This window comes from Candidatus Viadribacter manganicus (genome assembly GCF_001679665.1).
GTDB classification, from domain to species: domain Bacteria; phylum Pseudomonadota; class Alphaproteobacteria; order Caulobacterales; family Aquidulcibacteraceae; genus Vitreimonas; species Vitreimonas manganica.
Window position 1 is genome coordinate 1,254,530 of record NZ_CP013244.1, and the last position, 18,960, is coordinate 1,273,489.

General features: G+C 61.0%; 17 protein-coding genes. 11 read left to right on the top strand and 6 right to left on the bottom strand.

The genetic code is table 11. The features are described from left to right. Positions 1-65: 65 nt before the first annotated feature. Entirely contained in the window at positions 66-2,426 is a 2,361-nt protein-coding gene (locus tag ATE48_RS06635) for a putative bifunctional diguanylate cyclase/phosphodiesterase (RefSeq protein WP_066769219.1), read from the top strand. Here ATE48_RS06635 and ATE48_RS06640 read toward each other — a convergent pair. Further along, positions 2,423-2,905 carry an Lrp/AsnC family transcriptional regulator gene (locus tag ATE48_RS06640; protein ID WP_066769221.1) on the bottom strand — a complete coding sequence of 161 codons (483 nt, stop codon included), beginning with the start codon at positions 2,903-2,905 and terminating at the stop codon, positions 2,423-2,425. The two genes, ATE48_RS06635 and ATE48_RS06640, sit on opposite strands and share 4 nt — an antisense overlap. Positions 2,906-3,004: 99 nt before the next feature. Between ATE48_RS06640 and ATE48_RS06645 the strand changes: the two genes are divergently transcribed. The 3 genes from ATE48_RS06645 to ATE48_RS06655 are packed head-to-tail and all read left to right on the top strand — an operon-like array spanning position 3,005 to position 7,468. After that, a complete protein-coding gene (locus tag ATE48_RS06645; protein ID WP_066769223.1) occupies positions 3,005-5,083 on the top strand; it encodes an alpha-ketoacid dehydrogenase subunit alpha/beta in 2,079 nt (692 codons plus the stop codon). Beyond that, positions 5,083-6,297 carry a dihydrolipoamide acetyltransferase family protein gene (locus ATE48_RS06650; protein ID WP_066769226.1) on the top strand — a complete coding sequence of 405 codons (1,215 nt, stop codon included), beginning with the start codon at positions 5,083-5,085 and terminating at the stop codon, positions 6,295-6,297. The genes ATE48_RS06645 and ATE48_RS06650 overlap by 1 nt, the downstream gene beginning before the upstream one ends. Positions 6,298-6,307: 10 nt before the next feature. Continuing rightward, positions 6,308-7,468, top strand: a complete 1,161-nt coding sequence (locus ATE48_RS06655) for an amino acid aminotransferase (RefSeq protein WP_066769229.1) — start codon at positions 6,308-6,310, stop codon at positions 7,466-7,468. Here the strand turns inward: ATE48_RS06655 and paaZ are convergent. Together paaZ and paaG are read right to left on the bottom strand one after the other, a co-directional pair. Continuing rightward, the gene (gene paaZ, locus ATE48_RS06660) at positions 7,465-9,483 is read right to left on the bottom strand and encodes a phenylacetic acid degradation bifunctional protein PaaZ (RefSeq protein WP_066769233.1); all 2,019 of its coding nucleotides are present in this window, start codon (positions 9,481-9,483) and stop codon (positions 7,465-7,467) included. The two genes, ATE48_RS06655 and paaZ, sit on opposite strands and share 4 nt — an antisense overlap. A gap of 3 nt (positions 9,484-9,486) precedes the next feature. After that, entirely contained in the window at positions 9,487-10,275 is a 789-nt protein-coding gene (paaG, locus tag ATE48_RS06665) for a 2-(1,2-epoxy-1,2-dihydrophenyl)acetyl-CoA isomerase PaaG (RefSeq protein WP_066769240.1), read from the bottom strand. A gap of 68 nt (positions 10,276-10,343) precedes the next feature. On the opposite strand from paaG, the gene paaI reads away from it, so the two are divergent. The 7 genes from paaI to ATE48_RS06700 are packed head-to-tail and all read left to right on the top strand — an operon-like array spanning position 10,344 to position 15,139. After that, positions 10,344-10,769: a hydroxyphenylacetyl-CoA thioesterase PaaI gene (gene paaI, locus ATE48_RS06670; protein WP_066769243.1), complete on the top strand. Its 426-nt coding sequence runs from the start codon at positions 10,344-10,346 to the stop codon at positions 10,767-10,769. Positions 10,770-10,818: 49 nt separating this feature from the next. Next, positions 10,819-11,808 carry a 1,2-phenylacetyl-CoA epoxidase subunit PaaA gene (gene paaA, locus ATE48_RS06675; protein ID WP_066769246.1) on the top strand — a complete coding sequence of 330 codons (990 nt, stop codon included), beginning with the start codon at positions 10,819-10,821 and terminating at the stop codon, positions 11,806-11,808. A gap of 4 nt (positions 11,809-11,812) precedes the next feature. Continuing rightward, positions 11,813-12,106: a 1,2-phenylacetyl-CoA epoxidase subunit PaaB gene (paaB, locus tag ATE48_RS06680; protein ID WP_066769249.1), complete on the top strand. Its 294-nt coding sequence runs from the start codon at positions 11,813-11,815 to the stop codon at positions 12,104-12,106. After that, positions 12,106-12,855: a 1,2-phenylacetyl-CoA epoxidase subunit PaaC gene (gene paaC, locus ATE48_RS06685; protein WP_066769252.1), complete on the top strand. Its 750-nt coding sequence runs from the start codon at positions 12,106-12,108 to the stop codon at positions 12,853-12,855. The genes paaB and paaC overlap by 1 nt, the downstream gene beginning before the upstream one ends. A 32-nt stretch (positions 12,856-12,887) precedes the next feature. After that, the gene (paaD, locus tag ATE48_RS06690; RefSeq protein ID WP_418219400.1) at positions 12,888-13,337 is read left to right on the top strand and encodes a 1,2-phenylacetyl-CoA epoxidase subunit PaaD; all 450 of its coding nucleotides are present in this window, start codon (positions 12,888-12,890) and stop codon (positions 13,335-13,337) included. Next, on the top strand, positions 13,337-14,416 hold the full coding sequence (gene paaE, locus ATE48_RS06695; RefSeq protein ID WP_066769255.1) for a 1,2-phenylacetyl-CoA epoxidase subunit PaaE: 1,080 nt from the start codon (positions 13,337-13,339) through the stop codon (positions 14,414-14,416). The genes paaD and paaE overlap by 1 nt, the downstream gene beginning before the upstream one ends. Before the next feature lie 3 nt (positions 14,417-14,419). Then, complete coding sequence (locus ATE48_RS06700) at positions 14,420-15,139, top strand: class I SAM-dependent methyltransferase (protein ID WP_066769264.1); 720 nt, start codon at positions 14,420-14,422, stop codon at positions 15,137-15,139. On the opposite strand, the gene ATE48_RS06705 is transcribed toward ATE48_RS06700, so the two are convergent. The 3 genes from ATE48_RS06705 to ATE48_RS06710 all read right to left on the bottom strand — a co-directional run bounded on the left by ATE48_RS06705 (position 15,136) and on the right by ATE48_RS06710 (position 18,888). Next, complete coding sequence (locus ATE48_RS06705) at positions 15,136-15,738, bottom strand: TetR/AcrR family transcriptional regulator (protein WP_066769267.1); 603 nt, start codon at positions 15,736-15,738, stop codon at positions 15,136-15,138. The genes ATE48_RS06700 and ATE48_RS06705 overlap by 4 nt on opposite strands. A 140-nt stretch (positions 15,739-15,878) precedes the next feature. Further along, a complete protein-coding gene (locus ATE48_RS19690; RefSeq protein WP_156767634.1) occupies positions 15,879-16,031 on the bottom strand; it encodes a hypothetical protein in 153 nt (50 codons plus the stop codon). Between the two features lie 49 nt (positions 16,032-16,080). Further along, on the bottom strand, positions 16,081-18,888 hold the full coding sequence (locus ATE48_RS06710) for a M16 family metallopeptidase (RefSeq protein WP_066769269.1): 2,808 nt from the start codon (positions 18,886-18,888) through the stop codon (positions 16,081-16,083). Between the last annotated feature and the right edge of the window lie 72 nt (positions 18,889-18,960).

Consider the following 18,960-nt stretch of genomic DNA (forward strand, 5'->3'; position numbering starts at 1 on the left):
ACTTCAGCGGATCAGCCCAATAGACTTCGCGTATTCGCAATCGCTGCTTGGAAGCGGTCTGACTGATGTTCCGCCGGCTCCGCGCCAAACTCACCTTCATGTACGCGGGGCTGTTCAGCATTGCCCTGCTGATGATCGGCGTGGTCGCTTACTTCGTCATCGCCGACAACACCCAAAAGCTCGCCGAACAACAACTCGCGAGCACGGCGCAAGTGTTCACGCAAATCTGGGATGCACGGCTCGACCATTTGCAGGATGCAGCTGAGCGAACCGCGCACGCTCAAGGGCTGGCCGCTGCCGTCGACACACGCGACGATGCGCAAATCCGCGCCCGTCTTGGCGAGCTCCGAACGGTTTCGAATGCCGACATCGCGTTTGTGGTCACGCACGAAGGCTTGATCATCAGCGAAACTGGCGCGAGCGCCTCAATGTCGCCCGGCTTGCAAATGGCGCTCACACAAAGCGATCCCGGCCCCGGCGTGCTGCGCCAAAGCGGTGAGCTCTTCCAAGGCGCCGCCGCCGATTTGCCGAACCAGCAAGGATGGGTGATCGCCGCCGCACGTCTCGGCTCGCAACAGATGGATGCGATCCGCGCGCTTTCGGCGATACCGGTCGATGCCACAACCTTCGTGCGCGATGGTCAGCGCTGGACCGATGGCCAAGAGGGCGCCGACCATACCACTCTCAGCACATTCATCGAGCAATCTCTACGCAGTGAACGCGATGGCGCGCGTGAATTGCGGACCCAGAACGAGAAGGCCATCGCGCTTGCAGCCCCACTGGCATCGCTCGACGGCACGCAGGCAGTTCTACTGCTGCGCCATTCGCCATCGAGCGGGATTTCGCCCTATGGCACGCTCCTCAGCACGCTGATCGCCATTGGCCTGACCGGCGTTGCGTTGTTGATCGCTGGCACTTGGTTCTTGGCGCGCGGAATCACACAACCGCTCTCAACGCTCGAAGCGGCAGCGCGCAAATTGCGCGAAGGCGTCTACGAAACAGTCGTCGTCGGCACCAAAGATGAGCTTTCGCGCGTGGCTGAGAGCTTCAACGCAATGACTGCCGCCATTCGGGAGCGCGAGCGCCGGATCACGCAGCTGGCCTTTCACGACAGCGAGACCCGTCTCCCGAACCGCGTCGCGTTGGAGCGCAAGCTCAATGCCGCCGCGCGGCCTGAACGGCTTTATCTCGCGGCCATTGGTGTTGATCGCTTCGCGCACGTGCGCGGCGCTATCGGTTACGCACTTGCTGGCGAACTGGTGCGCCAGCTTGGCGCTCGCCTTGCACACCTTGCGCCCAACGCGCCGATGGCGAGACTCTCAAGCGATGTGCTGGGTGTCGCATTCATCGCGACCAGCGAAGCCGACGCCCTAAAGCGCGCGCACGCCTTGATCGCCAACCTCGAACAATCCGTGTCGCTTGGCGAGCAGATCGTCGATGTCCAGGTAACGATTGGCATCGCGCAACCAGGCGGCAAAGAAGAAACATCATCTGCGATGATCGAGCGCGCTTCGATCGCCCTCGATCAGACCCGCCAGCGCGGCCAAAAGGCCGGTATGTATGACGAAGCCGCATACGGCGATCCGGCGCGCACGCTTTCGCTCATGGGCGAAATGCGCCGCGCACTTGAAACCGGCGCAATCTATCTCGCACACCAACCGAAATACAATTTCCGCACTGGACGCATCGACAGCGCGGAAACCTTGGTGCGCTGGCGCCACCCAACCCGCGGCAACATCGCCCCGGATCTTTTCGTGCCCATGGCCGAAGAGACAGGACACATCCGCGCGCTCACGGAATGGGTGTTGGAACGCGCTATCGCCGATCAGCTCGCGTTCAAGGCTGCCGGCCACCCGATCAAGCTCGCCGTCAACATCTCAGCGCGCTTGTTGAGCGACAATGAATTCGCACGCCACGCCACCGCGCTCGCACGCCAGGCGCCGCATCAGCTCTGCTTTGAGATCACCGAAACGGCCGTGATCGACAATCCCGTTGCAGCGCTTGAAAACATCGAAATGTTCGCGGCCGCGGGCGTACACATCGCGATCGACGATTACGGCGCCGGCCTTTCCTCGCTTGCGTACCTCAAGCAATTGCCGGCGCACGAACTGAAGATCGACAAACTCTTCATCCAGAACATCACCATGAGCCAGCGCGATGCGCTGCTGGTGCGCTCGACGATCGACCTCGCGCACGGTCTCGGCATGGCGCTTACCGCGGAGGGCGTCGAAACGCCGGCGGCATTTGCGCTGCTCGCGAGCATGAATTGCGATCTCGCACAGGGTTATTTGATCTCGCGGCCCGTTTCGGTTGACGAACTTGTAGCTCTGCTCAACGACGAACGGCGTCTGCAATTTTACAAGCAGACGGCATTGGGTGCGCCACCACAGCTTGCCGCGACGCCGCAGCAGCCAAAACAGGCTTAGGTGTCGCCCAAGGGTAAAGCAGTCGTGTCCTTGAGGTGCTCGAGGATGATGGAGCTTTCCATGTGCGCGATCGCTGCGCAGCGCAGGAGCTTTGATTGCACGATCTCTTGGAAGTGCGGCAGGTCTCGGGCGACAACCTTGATCAAATAGTCGGTCTCGCCTGTCGTCATCACGCATAGTGTGACTTCATCCATGCGCTCAACGAGATCGCGAAAGGCCCGCACGTTGGCCGCCGCGTGATCGCGCAAACGCACACGGATGATTGCCGAACACGTAAGCCCCGCCAGCTTGGGCTCAAGCACGCCAACAATGCCGCGCAGGACGCCGAATTCCTTCAACCGCGCGAGGCGCCGGGAGACCTGACTGGGCGACACGGCGGCCAAGTCCGCCAGCTCCGCCTGTGAAACAGACGCGTCCTTCTGGACCGCGCCCAGAAGGCGCCGATCCGCCTCATCCAACTCGATTTCATCACGTTTCATGCGAATTGAACACTAATCTTGCATCAATCATGCATATAATGACAACAAACCGATCAAATTGCACGGAAATTGCGTCCGAATAGCAGTATTTTCGGCAAAATGAGCGCCCAACCGAAGTCCGCCCCCAAGCCCGCCGTCCAAACAGACTGGCGCCGCGTCGTTGCGCTCGTTCAGTGCTCGCGCGCCATGGACGCGATCGAGGAGCGCGAGCTCGTCCCCGGAAAGAAGATTTTCTACCAGTTCAGCGCGCGCGGGCACGACATGGCGCAAGTGCTGTTAGGCTTACACCTCACCCACCCCAAAGACGCGATGTGCGGTTACTACCGCTCGCGCCCGATCCTGCTCTCGCTTGGCGTTGCACTTGAAGATGCGCTCGGCTCAGCGATGGGGCGCGCCGGAGGCTACAGTGACGGCCGCGATATCGGCGTCGTGTTCAACTATCCGAACGCCAACGGCGCTTCGGCTCTACCCATGTGCGGCGGCGTCGGCGCGCAATACACGCCAACCGCCGGCTACGCCCAAGCCATCGAATACGCAAAGAACGTTCTTGGCGATCGCAGCTACGATGGCGCCATCAGCGTCGTGCTCGGCGGCGATGCGTCTGTGGCGACGAACGGTTTCTGGTCGGCGCTGACGATGGCGACAACGCTGAAACTGCCAATGCTCTTCTACATCGAGGACAACGGCTTTGGCATTTCGACGCCCGGTTGGCTGCAAACGCCAGGCCAAAATATCGCCAAGAACCTTGCCAGTTTCTCAGGCTTGAAGATTTGCGACGGCGACGGCTGCGATCCAAGCGAAGCATCTGAACTTATCGCGGATGGCGTTAGTCACGTGCGCGCCGGAAACGGCCCCGCGCTCGTTCACCTCACTGTTCCACGGCTTCAGGGCCATTCCTTCCAAGACACTCAAGCCTACAAATCCAAAGACGTGGTGGATGCAGAATGGGCGCGCGACCCATTGCCGAAATTGAAGGCGCACGTTGTCCCCTCGCTGATGACCGAGAAGGAATGGGACGCCTCCCAAGCCGAAATTGAAGAGAATGTCCGCCGCGCGGCGCAAGTTGCAGACCAGCGACCGGTGAGCGATCCATCCCAGGTGACGCGCTTCGTCTTTAGCGAAGATGGCGTCGTTCAAGATGAAGGCGGCATGCTAAACGCCGGCTATTCGGCGCCGCCAACCAGCGCTGAGCCCAAGCCCGAAGGCGCGCGCATCAATATGATCACCGCGATACGCCGCGTGCTCGACCACGAGCTCGCGGTAAATCCGCGTGTGCTGGTGTTTGGCGAAGACGTCGGCCCCAAAGGCGGCGTGCACGGCGTGACGCTCGGCTTGCAGGAAAAGTTCGGGCAAGAGCGCGTGTTCGACACCTCGCTATCCGAAGAAGGCATTATCGGCCGAGCTGTCGGCATGGCGATCGCCGGATTAATGCCGGTGCCGGAAATTCAATTCCGCAAATACGCCGATCCTGCCTGCGAACAAATCAACGATTGCGGCACGATGCGCTGGCGCACAGCCAATCGCTTCGCCGCGCCGATGGTCGTGCGCATGCCGGTCGGTTTCTTCAAGTGCGGCGATCCCTGGCACTCGCAAACGAACGAGGTGCAGTTCGTGCATAGCCCGGGTTGGCGCGTCGCTTGCCCGTCTAATGCAGAAGATGCCGTCGGCCTCCTGCGCACCGCGCTACGCGGCAACGATCCGGTGATGTTCCTCGAACATCGCAACATGCTCGACGCGGCAAGCGCGCGCCGCCCCTATCCGGGTGACGATTTTGCACTGCCGTTTGGCATCGCAAAACGCGTCCGCGCCGGCGACGACATTACGATCGTTGCGTGGGGCGCGATGGTGGAGCGTTGCGAACAAGCGACCGAAAAAGCAGGCGTCAGCGCTGACATCTTGGATCTTCGCACGCTGGCGCCGTGGGACAGCAAGTCAGTTCTCGCCTCGGTGAAACGCACCCATCGCTGCTTCATCGTACACGAAGATATCGGCACTGGCGGCTTCGGCGCGGAGATCGCGGCTGTCGTTGCAGATCAGGCGTTCCTTGATCTCGACGCGCCGGTAGCGCGCATGACGATGCCAGACATCCCATCGCCGCACCATCCGGATCTAATGGAATGGGCGCTCCCGTCTGTCGAACGCATCGCCGCGAAGATGCAAGAATTGGTGCGCTTCTGATGGCTGACACCACCAACATCGTGATGCCGCTCGAGCAAGAAGGTTCCAAGTCGGTCATTCGCGCCTGGCTGAAAAAGGTTGGCGAGCCGGTACGGCGCGATGAACCGATCGTCGAGCTTGAGACGGATAAGGTTGCGGTCGAGGTGCCCTCTCCCAGCGATGGCATACTGGCCTCGATTGCGCTGAACGAAGGGGACGAAGCAGCGCCAGGGGCAACGCTTGGCGTTCTTTCACTTTCATCTGCATTGCCAGACGCGGCGACATCGCGCGCCCAGCAAAGCCAGAGGACTGAACAACAATCTTCTATTGCCATAACACCGCGAACCGACGATGGACCCGAGAGGCGGCTTTCGCCGCTGGTGAAGCGTCTTCTCTCAGATCACAAGCTCGATGCGGCGGAAGTTGCAGGCACCGGACGCGATGGACGCATCACGCACAAGGACGTGCAAGATCACCTCGCACGCGGCCCCACCAAATCGGGTGCGAAAGCTTCAACGCCCGCCGCGCCAGTTAAGGGCGGAAAAATTCCCCACGATGCGATGCGGCGTTCGATTGGCGAGCACATGTCGCGTTCGGTCGCGATCGCCCCGCATGTAACCGCCGTGTTCGAAGCCGACTTCTCGGCCATCATTGCCCACCGCAATAAGCACAAAGAAGCCTACGCAAAGGCCGGCGCTCCACTCACCTTCTCCGCCTACATTATTCGCGCCGCCGCCGAAGCGATGAAGGTCTCCCCCAACGTCAACGCACGCTGGCACGACGATTTCCTCGAAGTGTTCGAGGACATCAATATCGGAATGGGCGTGGCGCTGGGCGACAAGGGCTTGATCGTTCCGGTGATCAAGCGCGCGCAGACCCTAAGCTTGAAAGAAACTGCGGGCCAACTTGGCGACGTCACCGAGAGGGCGCGCAAGAACCAGCTTAGGCCCGCCGACGTGCAAGGCGGGACCTTCACGATTTCGAACCACGGTGTTTCGGGCTCACTCGTCGCGACGCCGATCATCATCAACCAGCCGCAGTCGGCGATCCTCGGCGTCGGCAAGCTGGAAAAGCGCGTTGTCGTGCGCGATGTCGGCGGCGCGGACGCAATGGTGATCAAGCCGATGGCCTACGTTTCACTCACCATCGATCACCGCGTGCTCGATGGCCATCAAACCAACGCCTGGCTCACGCGCTTCGTCGAAGTGCTGGCAACTTGGCCTCTAGCAGACTGAAAGCAGACCCATGATTGAATCGCTCGCGCCGAAAGCGCCGGATCCGCTTCTCAAGATCATCAAAATGTATCGCGAGGATCCGCGCACCGACAAGATCGACCTCGGCGTCGGTGTCTACAAGGATGGCGAGGGCAACACGCCGGTAATGCGCGCCGTGAAAGACGCAGAAGCGCTCCTGCTCGCCGGCCAAAAGACAAAGACGTATGTCGGCCAGCAGGGCGACGTCGATTTCCTGAAACTCGTCGGGCAACTCGCTTTCGGTGCGATGTCGCGCGAATTCGTTTCAATTCAAGCCGTGGGCGGCACGGGTGCGCTGCGGCTCGGTTGCGACCTACTGCGCGAAGCGGGCGCCAAGCGCGTGCTGCTGCCGGCGCCGTGCTGGCCGAACCATCCTTCGATCGTGCGGGCGGCGCGGCTTGAGCCGATCGACGCGCCATTCTTCAATATCACCGAACAGCGCATCGACATGGACGCGCTCATCGCTAGCTTCGCGCAAGCAGAGCGCGGCGACGGCGTCATCCTGCAAGCGTGCTGCCACAATCCGCTGGGCGCCGATTTCTCGCTTGAACAATGGACCCAGCTCGCCGCAGCGCTGAATGCTCGAGGCATCATTGCGTTCGTCGACCTCGCCTATCAAGGTTTTGGCGATGGCATTGACGAAGACGTGGCGGGCGCGCGCCGGCTTTTGGAGCAAGTGCCTGAGGCGATCATTGCGATTTCGGAGGCGAAGTCCTTCGGCATCTATCGAGAACGCGTCGGCGCGCTCTTCGTCAAAGCGGCGGAGAAATCTCGCGCTGCGGTGATGAGCAATCTCGCCGCTATTGCACGTGCAAACTACTCGATGCCGCCGGATCATGGCGCGGCGATCGTGCGCGAAGTCTTGAGCGACGAAAAGCTGCGCGCGTCGTGGCGCGAGGAACTCGATCAGATTCGCTCGCACATAAAGCGCACGCGTCGCCAACTCGCCGCGGCGCGCGTAAACTCAATGCCGATGCACTTGATCGCCGATCAAAAGGGCATGTTCTCGACCTTGCCCCTCGACGGCGCCCAAGTGACGAGATTGCGCGAGCAACACGGAATCTACATGACAGATTCCGCGCGCATCAATGTCGCTGGCCTGCGAGAAGCTGACATACCCCGCTTCGTCGAAGCACTGAAGGCTGTCGCTTAGGCGGCGTTCATCGTCAGCAGATCGTACGCGGCGACGGTGTCACCATCGCGATTGGTGACGACGACATCCCAGCGCACTTCGCCTTGATCGGGCCGGCGTAAGGTCTTGTCCTTGACGGTCAACGCCACCTCAACGGTATCGCCTGGCTTCACCGGCTTCACGAAGCGCAGATTGTCGAGACCATAGTTCGCGAGCACAGGGCCTGGATCGGGATCGACGAACAATCCCGCCGCGAACGCCAAAATAAGATAGCCATGCGCGACGCGTCCGCCAAAGAGCGGATTGGCCTTCGCGGCTTGCTCATCCATGTGGGCGTAGAAGGTATCGCCAGTGAAATGCGCGAAGTGTTCGATATCTTCGAGCGTGATCTCGCGCGCTTTGGTTTTCAATTGATACCCGATCGGCAAGTCATGGAACTTGCGCCGAAACGGATGCTGCTCGGCATTCTCAGTCGGCATGCCGGCAATGTAACGGTTGACGATCGCAGCGAGTGTCCGCGGATGGCCCTGCAGAGCCGTGCGTTGCATGTAGTGGGTTACGCCGCGAATGCCGCCCATCTCTTCGCCGCCACCGGCGCGGCCAGGGCCGCCATGAATCATGTGCGGCATCGGCGCGCCGTGGCCGGTGCTCTCCTTTGCGCTATCGCGATCAATGAACGCGATGCGGCCGTGGAATGAACCTGAATCGAGCACGACGTCTTGGGCGAATGTCGTGTCGTAGCTGAAGACACTCATCACCAGCGAGCCCTTGCCGCGATTGACAAGATCAAACACCTCGTTGCGCTGTGCGTACGGCATCAATGTCGCCACCGGACCGAAAGCTTCCACCTCATGCACAGCGCCCGCCTCGAACGGCGCGTCACAACGGATGAGAACCGGAGAGATAAAGGCGCCCTTCTCGTTGACCGGGCTCGCGTTCGGGTCGCCGTAGACGATGGCGCCGTCTCGCGCGATCTCGGCTATCTTGGCGCGGACATCCTCGCGCTGCGAGGTGCTGACAAGCGCGCCCATCCTTGTTGCTTCATCACGCGGATCGCCGATCGTAATCTTGGCAAGACGGGCCGTTATCGCTTCTTGCGCCACATCGATGACAGATGCAGGCGCGAAGGCGCGGCGAATTGCGGTGCACTTTTGGCCGGCCTTAACCGTCATCTCCTTGGTGACCTCTTTGATAAAGAGATCGAACTCGGGCGAATCCGGGGTGGCGTCGGGCCCAAGCACCGAGGCGTTGAGCGAATCCTGCTCAGCTACGAAACGTACGCTCTCGCGCTGCACCACCGGATGGCTCTTCAGCTTTGCGGCCGTTTGCGCCGAACCGGTGAACGAAACCACGTCCTGCGATGTGAGATGATCAAAAAGATCGCCGACGCCGCCCACGATAAGCTGCAGCGTCCCAGGCGGAAGCACGTTTGCGCCAAGCATAATGCGGACGGCAGCTTCCGTAAGGTACGCTGTCGCGCTGGCAGGCTTCACGATCGCGGGCACGCCTGCCAAGAACGTGACCGCGAGCTTTTCCAACATTCCCCAGACCGGGAAGTTGAACGCGTTGATGTGCACGGCGACACCTTGGAGTGAGGTGTAGACGTGCAAGCCTTGAAAAGTGCCGTTGCGCGATAGCGCTTCGACGTTGCCGTCGATCAGGATGCGATCATTAGGAAGCTCGCGACGGCCCTTGCCTTGATAGACCGCGAATGTGCCGATGCCGCCGTCGATATCGATCCAGGCGTCGGCCTTTGTTGCGCCCGTATTGTAGCTGAGCTCGTAAAGCTCCTCCTTGTGCGCTGTTAGCGCATCAGCGAGCGCCTTCAGCATTTTTGCGCGATCGTGGAAGGTCATCGCTTGCAGCTTCGAGGCGCCAACGCTTCGCGCATGCTTCAGCATCGCTGCGAAATCCAAACCCTGCGACGAGGTCAGCGCGACGACGTCGCCGTCGATGGCCGAGCGCAGTTCGGCTAGCCCACCGCTTCCCGCGACCCAGTGGCCTTCGGCGTAGTTTTGCAGCGTGATCGGTTTCATGACTTAGTTTCCAGTGAACTTCGGCTGACGCTTTTGCATGAACGCGCCGACGCCTTCCTTGTAATCGCTTGTGCGACCGAGCATGCGTTGCGCATCGCGCTCAATATCGAGCTGTTCGCAAAGCGTGCGGGTTGCGCCATCGCGAAGGAGCTTCTTCGTCGTCGCCAGACCTTTCGTCGGCGCCGAGGCGAACTTCGTCGCCAGCGCGTCGGTTTCTTCGCGCAATTTGTCGTCGTCGACAGCTTTCCAGATCATGCCCCACGCCTCGGCGCGCTCGGCCGTCAGTGGTTCGCCCGTGAGCGCCAAGCCCATTGCGCGCGCTTGGCCGGCAAGACGCGGCAGCGTCCAGGTGCCACCGCTATCGGGCACAAGGCCAATGTTCGCGAAGCTCTGGATGAACTTGGCGGTCTTCGCGGCGATGACGATGTCACAGGCCAGCGCGATATTGGCGCCGGCGCCGGCCGCAACTCCATTCACCGCACAAACGACCGGCATTTCGAGCGTCGCGAGACGACGGATGAGTGGATTGTAGCGCTTTTCCAAAGACTCACCGAGGTCGACGCCATCACCGCCGGGCGCGACCGCGCGATCGGAAAGATCCTGCCCAGCGCAGAAACCGCGCCCCGCGCCAGTCAACACCAAAACGCGGGCGTCGCTCTTTGCGACAGCTTCCAACCCGCGCGAAACCTCATCGTGCATCTGCACGGTAAAACTGTTCAGCCGATCAGGGCGATTAAGCGTCAGGCGCGCGACGCCGTCTGCGATCTCCAGCAGAATGGTTTCATAGTCCATCGCTCGCCTCCTCGCGTGTCGCGGTGGCGTATGATAGAACACCTAGTCGGTCAATTCACGAGACATGCATGAACGAAGCGGACGAACTCGCCCGACGCGTGGCGGACACGCTGCGCCAACGCGAAGGCGCTGGCGCCGCTTGGGGCGTCGTGATCGACGAGGCGCGCGCGGGCTATGCGCGCATCCACATGACATTGCGCGATGACATGTTGAACGGACACCGCATCGCACATGGCGGAATGATCTTTGCGCTCGCGGACACTGCATTTGCTTACGCATGCAACTCGCGAAACGAAAACACCGTGGCGCAGCAAGCAAGCATCGCCTTCTTAGCCCCGGCCAAAGCCGGCGACACATTGGCGGCCGAAGCACGTGAGGTTTCTCGCTCTGGCCGCAGCGGCGTCTATCACGTGAGCGTTCGCGGCGCTGGTGGAGAGATCATCGCTGAATTTACTGGCCTTTCGCGGACGATCGGCGGGACGGTAATTGATTGACCGATCGGTCAGCTAAAGCTATATCAGCATTCTGGAGACGCGCGCCCCCATGTACACAACCGATATGACCGGCAAGACCAAGGCCGAAACCGTCGCCGAAGATCCCGCTCTGATCGCCGCCTTCGAAGCGCGCGTCGCCAACGACGAGTTCATCGAGCCGAAGGATTGGATGCCGCAGGCCTACCGCAAGACGCTGGTGCGGCAGATGTCGCAACACGCGCACAGCGAAATTGTCGGCATGTTGCCTGAAGGCAATTGGATCACGCGCGCGCCGAACCTGCGCCGCAAGGCAATCTTGCTTGCGAAAGTGCAAGATGAAGGTGGACACGGGCTTTATCTTTATGCGGCGGCGGAAACGCTTGGCGCCTCGCGCGATGAGATGACCGAAGCGCTGCTCAGCGGCAAAGCCAAGTATTCGACGATCTTCAACTACCCGACGCTGACGTGGGCGGACATTGGCGCGATCGGTTGGCTCGTTGACGGCGCGGCGATCATGAACCAGGTGCCGCTGCAACGGACCTCCTACGGCCCCTACGCGCGCGCGATGGTGCGCATCTGCAAGGAAGAAAGCTTCCACCAGCGCCAGGGCTACGAGATCATGATGCATCTCGCAGCCGGCGCGCCCGAGCAGAAGCGCATGGCGCAAGACGCGCTCAATCGCTGGTGGTGGCCGTCACTGATGATGTTCGGCCCGCCGGACGATAAATCGCCGAATACGGCGCAAAGCATGCGATGGCGCATCAAGCGCGACACCAATGACGATCTGCGCCAAAAGTTCGTCGACATCACTGTGCCGCAAGCGCAGGCAATTGGCCTCACGGTCCCAGACGACCAGTTAAAATGGAACGACGAGCGCGGCGGCTACGATTTCGGCGAAGTCGACTGGGAAGAGTTCGCGGCAGTCGTTCGCGGCGAAGGCCCCGTCGCAAAAGAACGCATTCAGGCGCGCCAAAAGGCTTGGGCCGAAGGCGCTTGGGTGCGTGAAGCAGCCCGCGTCCACGCAGAAAAGCGCGCGGCGGCAAAACAGGCGGCGGAGTAAGACGATGAGCGATCCGAGCAAGGAATGGCCGCTGTGGGAAGTGTTCGTGCGCGGCAAGGGCGGGCTTTCGCATCGCCATGTCGGCAGCGTGCATGCCGTCGACGCCAAGATGGCGCTTGAACACGCGCGCGATACCTACACCCGGCGCATGGAGGGCGTGAGCTTGTGGGTGCTGCCGTCAGCGCAGATCGTTGCGTCCGATCCAGGCAATGCCGCAGCGCTCTTCGAGCCGGCCGAAGACAAAGTCTATCGCCATCCGACCTTCTACAAGATCCCAGACGGCATCACGCACATCTGATGGATAAGCTCGCCACATATGCACTGCGCCTGGGCGACGACTCGCTCATTGTCGGCCAACGCTTGGGCGAATGGTGCGGACACGCACCTGCGCTCGAAGTTGATCTCTCGTTAGCCAACATCGCGCTCGACCAGATTGGTCAAGCGACGCACTTTCTCAATCTCGCGGGCGAACTTGAAGCTAAAGGCCGCGATGGCGATGCGCTGGCGTTCCGCCGTGACGTCATGGATTTCACCAATTGCCTACTGGTCGAGCAACCAAATGGCGATTTCGCGCAGACGATTGGGCGGCAATTTCTGTTCTCGCACTATCAAGCGCTGCTGTTTGAACAGATGGCGAGCGCAAAAGACGCGCGCTTTGCGGCGATCGCGGCCAAAGCTTCAAAAGAAGTGGCCTACCACGCAACGCTTGCAAGCGATTGGGTGATCCGCCTCGGCGACGGCACCGACGAGAGCAAGGCGCGCATGATCGCCGGACTGGATTGGATGTGGCGCTTCACCGACGAGCTTTTTCTCATGGACGAGGTCGATGCAGCCGCGCTTGCCGCAGGTGTTGGCGTCGACAAGGCCAGCCTCCGTTCAGCCTGGGACGCCCGCGTCGACGCAGCGCTCGCAGAAGCCACGCTGACGCGCCCGCCGCCGCGTCGTGCAACGACGGGCGGACGCGCGGGCCGTCACTCTGAGCATCTGGGTCACCTGCTCAGCGACATGCAATTCCTGCAACGCGCCTATCCGGGCGCGACGTGGTGAGCGCCGTGAGCGCGATTTCCGACATTGACCGTATGCGCGCCATACTTGCGCGCGTGCCGGATCCAGAAATCCCTGCGGTCTCTGTTGTCGATCTCGGCATCGTGCGTGGGATCGATCCAGCCAAAATCACGATCACGCCCACTTACACCGGCTGCCCTGCGACGATCGCGATCGAGCAATCTATTCGCGCCGCACTCGACGCCAACGGGTTTGGCGCCGTCGCCATCGAAACCACGCTTTCTCCGCCCTGGTCTACAGATTGGATCAGTGACGAGGGCCGCGAGAAGTTGCGCGCGTATGGCATCGCACCGCCGCCCAAGGGGGCCTCTGCAGCGTCTTTGCAGAATCAAACAGCAGCGGAATGCCCGCGGTGTGGATCGTCCAACACCGAAGAACTTTCGCGCTTCGGCTCCACGCCATGCAAAGCCCTATGGCGCTGCAAGTCCTGCGCCGAACCCTTCGACAGATTTAAGTGTCACTGATGGCAAGCATCAACTTTCACAAATTGCGCGTCGCCGAAGTGAAGCGCGAAACGCCGGACGCTGTCTCCGTGCGCTTTGAGCTTCCAGAAGCGTTGCGCGAGGCGTTCGCGTTCAAAGCCGGTCAGCACCTCACGTTTCGGCGCGAGTTCAGCGGCGAGGAAATTCGGCGCAATTATTCGGTGTGCGTAAGCCCAAGCGAAGGGGTTCTGAAAATCGGCGTCAAAAAGATCTCCGGCGGCGCCTTTTCGAGCTGGGTGAATGACGAGCTCAAGGCCGGCGACGTGCTTGAAGTGATGGCGCCGCACGGTTCATTTTGCTGGACCTTCGACCCCGAGGCCCGGCGTGAGTACGTCGCTTTCGCCGGTGGCTCAGGCATCACGCCGATCCTGTCACTTATGAAAACCGCTCTGGCGATGGAGCCACACTCCCGGTTTACGCTTTTCTACGGCAATCGAAACTCACCCAGTGTGATGTTCCTGGAAGAAATCGCTGGGCTGAAAGATCGCTACATCGACCGGCTATCCATCTTTCACTTCCTTGAAGAGGAAGAAGAAGAGATCGAGCTCTTCAACGGCCGCCTCGACGCGGCGAAATCCCAGGAAATCTTGTCGACCCTGGTGAAGGCGAGCGACATCGACGCCTTCTTCATCTGCGGCCCAGGCCCGATGATGGACGCGGTGGAAGAAGCGCTGACAGCGAAGAACATCGAGAAATCGCGCATCTTGATCGAGCGTTTTACGACTGGGCCGCTGTCGGCCGCGCAGGCAGCCGCCGCGCGAGCGCTCGAAGAGAAAGCCGCAGGTCTAAGGATGAGCGTCACGCTCAACGGCCGCCGCATGCAGGTTGCGTTCGATCCAAATAACCACTCGATCTTGGACAATGTTCGCGCTGCCGGCCTGCCCGCGCCGTTCGCTTGCAAGGGCGGCGTTTGCGCCACCTGCCGCGCCAAGGTGACGGCCGGCGAAGTGAGCATGAAAGTGAATTACGGCCTCTCTCAGCAGGAAATCGCGGAAGGCTACGTGCTCACCTGCCAAGCAACCCCCCTTACTGAAGGCGTGGCTCTGACGTACGACGTCTAAGTCATGTCAGAAAATGGTTGGAACGAATCGGCGGCCGCGTGGATCGCCGACATGGGTGAGCACGGCGATTTTGGACGCCGTTACGTGCTTGATCCCATCATGGCGCCGCGCGCGTTGGCAAAGCGGCCCCGCGCGGCGCTCGATGTCGGATGCGGCGAAGGTCGCTTTTGCCGAATGCTAAGCGCCGAGGGCGTAGCTTGCACCGGGATCGACCCAACGCCCGCTCTCATTGCCCACGCGCAGAAACGTGATCCGGCAGGCCATTACATTGAGGCCAGCGGCGAGGCCTTGCCGTTTGACGAGGCGAGCTTCGATCTCGTCGTCAGCTATCTCAGCCTCATCGACATGCCCGAAATCACCGTTCCGATCGCGGAGATGGCGCGCGTGTTAAGACCCGGAGGCACGCTCCTCGTTGCGAACCTCAATGGCTTCAACACCGCCGGTGCAGAAAGCGGCTGGATACGCGACGCGCGCGGCGAGCTCGTCCATTACCCTGTCGACTACTACCTCGACGAACGCGCGTTTTGGACACAGTGGCGCGGCATTCGCATCGTCAATCATCACCGGCCATTGCAGGCCTACATGCGCGAATTTCTCCGCCACGATCTTCAGCTTCGCCATTTCGAGGAGCCAAGGCCAATCGTAGGCGCGCCTGAGCCGAAGGCCGAGCGCTATCGGCGCGCGCCATGGTTCCTCGTCATGGAATGGATGAAGCCTAACTAGGCCCGCGCCGCGCGCGCCAATCCGCCAAGCGTCAAGTCCGCGGCCATATCCGCCAGCGCCTCGGGGGTCATAGCGCCTTTCGGATCATACCAGGTATGAGTCCAGTTGATGGCGCCGAAGAAAAGCATTGCGGCTGAGAAGCTCGCCCCATCACGCCTCTTCAGCGCTGGTTCGATTTCAACCAAAAGCTTGCGAACACTTTCAATAAGGCCCCGTTGCACGGCCACGATCTCGGCGCGCCGCGCCTTCGGCACATAACCCAAATCATTGAGCAAGACCTTGTGCCGATCGGCGGCGCCGACATAGAGCGCCATGAAGAGCTGCGTCAGGTCACGCAACTTCTGCTCCGCCCCTGCATTGGCGGCGAGCGCATCGGCTGCAGCAGCCTCCAACGCACGGACGTGACTGATCATGACATCAAAGAGGATGTCCTCTTTGGACTCGTAATAGTGGTAGATGAGGCTCTTGGATGTCTTGCAGCGCTCGGCGATATCCGCCACGGACGCGCCATTGAAGCCACGCGATGCGAACAGCGCCGCAGCCTGCTCGACAATCGCCAGCTTTCGTTCGTCATAATCAGCAGCTTGCGTACGCGCCATGCATCCCTCGAACCAGAGTTTACAGGTCCGGCGAGGAGCCGCGCTAGCCTAATCGCCGCAGAACTAAGCTGCCTTAGGGGTCGTTCCAGCGCCCGATGAGGGACTGAACAAAGCGAAGGCGCCGTGTGCGATAAAATCGCTCAGGATCGGCGAAGCGGCGACACACGCGTCGGTGAGGAAAAGCCCATCCCGGCGGCAAACGCCTCATCAACGCTCTCGATGCGCGCACGTGCATCAAGCTTAATCGTCGCCGCGTTGGCCCAGGACACCGTGATACCAACGATTGCGGTCAAACCCGGCGGCTAAACCGACAAAACGCGCCATCCCCATCACCTGCAAAGCTTACGAGGCCGGCACAACCTCAATCGCAAGCCCCAGCCCTTCAAGTTGAGGCCGCACGAGGGACGCATCGCCCACCACGACCCACACAAAGCGCGATGGATCGATCACAGCGCGCGCCGCAGCATCCATGTCTGCCGCATTCATCGCGCGATATCGCGATGCAACGCTTTCCCAGTAATTGTCAGCGCGGCGATAGAGTTGGTTTGAGCGTAGCGCGCCGAGCACCGCGCCGGCCGTCTCGAACGAGCCCGGCAATTGACGAATGTTGCCGTTGATGGTGCGCACGTGCTCCGATGCAGAAACGCCGTTTGTGGAATTGAAAGCGTTGATCTGCTCGATCAGGACGCGAATGGAATCGCCGGTCCGATCCGCCTGAACCGGCGCGTTGATGATATAGGGCACCTGATTTTCGCGTAGGCTCAAGACACCGCTCAAGCCATACGACCAACCGCGACGCTCGCGGATTTCGGTGTTGATGCGGGACAGGAAGTTGCTGCCCAGCACCTCATTGGCGGCGTTGATCGTCAGCGTATCCTCCGATCCACGGATCGGCAGCACGGCTCCGGCATAGATCACCGATTGGGGCGACTGGGGACGATCGACGATCACGATGCGCGAACGCGCAGCTGGGATCGGTGCGTCAAAGTTCTTTTGTCCCACCGGCGCGGCAGCGCCCTGCCAACCACCAAATCGGGCGTTCAACGCACGCGTAATTTCGTTCAGCGGACGATCCGAGACCACAAAGACGCGGGCCGTCTCGGGCCGGATCCATGTTTGGTGGAACGCAACAAGGTTATCGCGCGTCAACGGCAAAACAGATGCCTGACTTCCAAGACCCGAAGATGGACGTCCATACGGATGATCGGCGCCAAAGACGAGCGCGGGAAATGTGCGTTGCGCCAAACCGTTTGGCTGCGTGCCTTCTGTCGCGATGGCAGCAAGCTGCTGGTCGCGCTCACGAGCGACTTCACGCGCCTCAAAATCCGGTCGCTGCACAACGTCAGCAAACAAATCAAGCGACAGGGCGAGATTTGCGCTCAAAGTAGTCAGCGTTAGCGCCGAGCGATCAAGCGAACCGTTGGCGCCGATGGTGGCGCCGAGCCGCTCTTGTTGTTCAGCGATGTTCATTGCGTCGCGCCCGCCTGCGCCCGACGTCATGGTTGAAAGCATCAAACGCTGTGTGCCGAAGGCGCCTTGAGGATCGGCCGAAACACCCGCATCGAAATCGAATGCGACGTACGTGATCGGAACAGCCGTGCGGCGCGCATAGACAACTTCAATGCCGTTGCGCAGGTGCGCGCGCTGCACATCGGGAAAATCAAGGTCTGCAATCGCGCCAATCTCCGGCATCGGATCGCGCGGCTGCGCTGTCGGAGGGCGATTATCCGGCGCGGGGCGCCCGGTCGCGCTCGCCTCTTGATAAGGTTCACGCGCGCCTGGATCGACACGCAGCGCATAAGTCGGCCGCGTCAGCCAACGGCCCATGACCTCGCGCACGGCCGCCGGCGTGATGCGCCCATAGGCGCGCAAATTGCGCTCGTAGAAATTCGGATCTCCGGCGATCACCGCGCTATTGGCGAGCGCGACGGTCTTGCCATTGAAACCGCCCACCTGCTCAATCGACAGAACGCTGGCGAATACCTGCTGTGTCGCGACGCGCTGAATTTCATCCTCGGTCGGGCCAGCGGCGATGTATTCAGCGACGATCTGATCCAAACGTGCGGACACTGCCGCCGGATCGACGCCTGGCTTTACGTCGACGGTCACGAAGAACATGCTGACGCGCTGGAACGGCAGCACGCTTGAACTCACCGAAACGGCGCTTTGCTCGTCGCGCACCAAGATGCGGTCGAGCCGTGAACTGTTCAGTCCGCCCAGTACTTGAGCCGCGACATCAAGCTCGAGCGTGTCATCATGCGCAAGGCCCGGAACTACCCAAGTGCGATAAAGGCGCGTGTTGGCGACGCGATCGTGCATGGTGTCGTCGATGCGCGCAGAGAGCGTCGGGATATCCGCGGCAGCTGGCGTGTTCACCGGTCCGCGTGGAATCTGAGCGAAATAGCGCTCCATCAAGGGACGCGCCTCCGCGACATTGATATCGCCGGCAAGCACGATCACGGCATTGTTCGGCGCATAATTATCGCGGAACCACTGACGCACTTCTTCCAGCGAGGCGTCGTCGAGATCAGCCATCGAGCCTATTGTGGAATGCCGATACGGGTGCCCTTCCGGGAAGAGGCGCTCCAAGATGCGATAAAACGTCATGCCATAAGGCTGGTTATCGCCTTGTCGTTTCTCGTTTTGAACGATGCCGCGCTGCGCATCGAGACGCTCCTGGGTGAGCGCGCCGAGCAAATAGCCCATGCGCTCGCTCTCAATGTAGAGGCCTCGCTCCAGTGCAGGCGTTGGCACCGTCTGGAAATAATTGGTGCGATCGAACCATGTGGTGCCGTTCCAATTGGTGGCGCCCATTTCACGCAACGGCTCAATCAGGTTCGGAATGTGCTCGGTGCCGTTGAACAGCATGATGTGTTCAAACAAGTGCGCGAAGCCGGCTTGCCCCTCCGGCTCATCTTTAGAACCGACATTGTACCAGGCCGCAATCGCAACGATCGGCGCCTTGCGATCTTCGTGGACGAGCACGGTGAGGCCGTTGTCCAAGGTGAAGCGCTCATACGGAATCTCGACGCCATCGAGGAGTTCATCGACAGTCGCCGGCCGTTCCTGGCTGGTGGTCGAGGTGCTGGATGTGGCGCAACCGCTCAACACGGCTGCAAACATCAACGCTCCCGCAAGCGCTCGCTTCATCGCATGGCTCCCCTAGACCTATCGGCCTAGGCAGCGCACGCGCACGCATGTGTCCAGCTTTTTCACAGACAC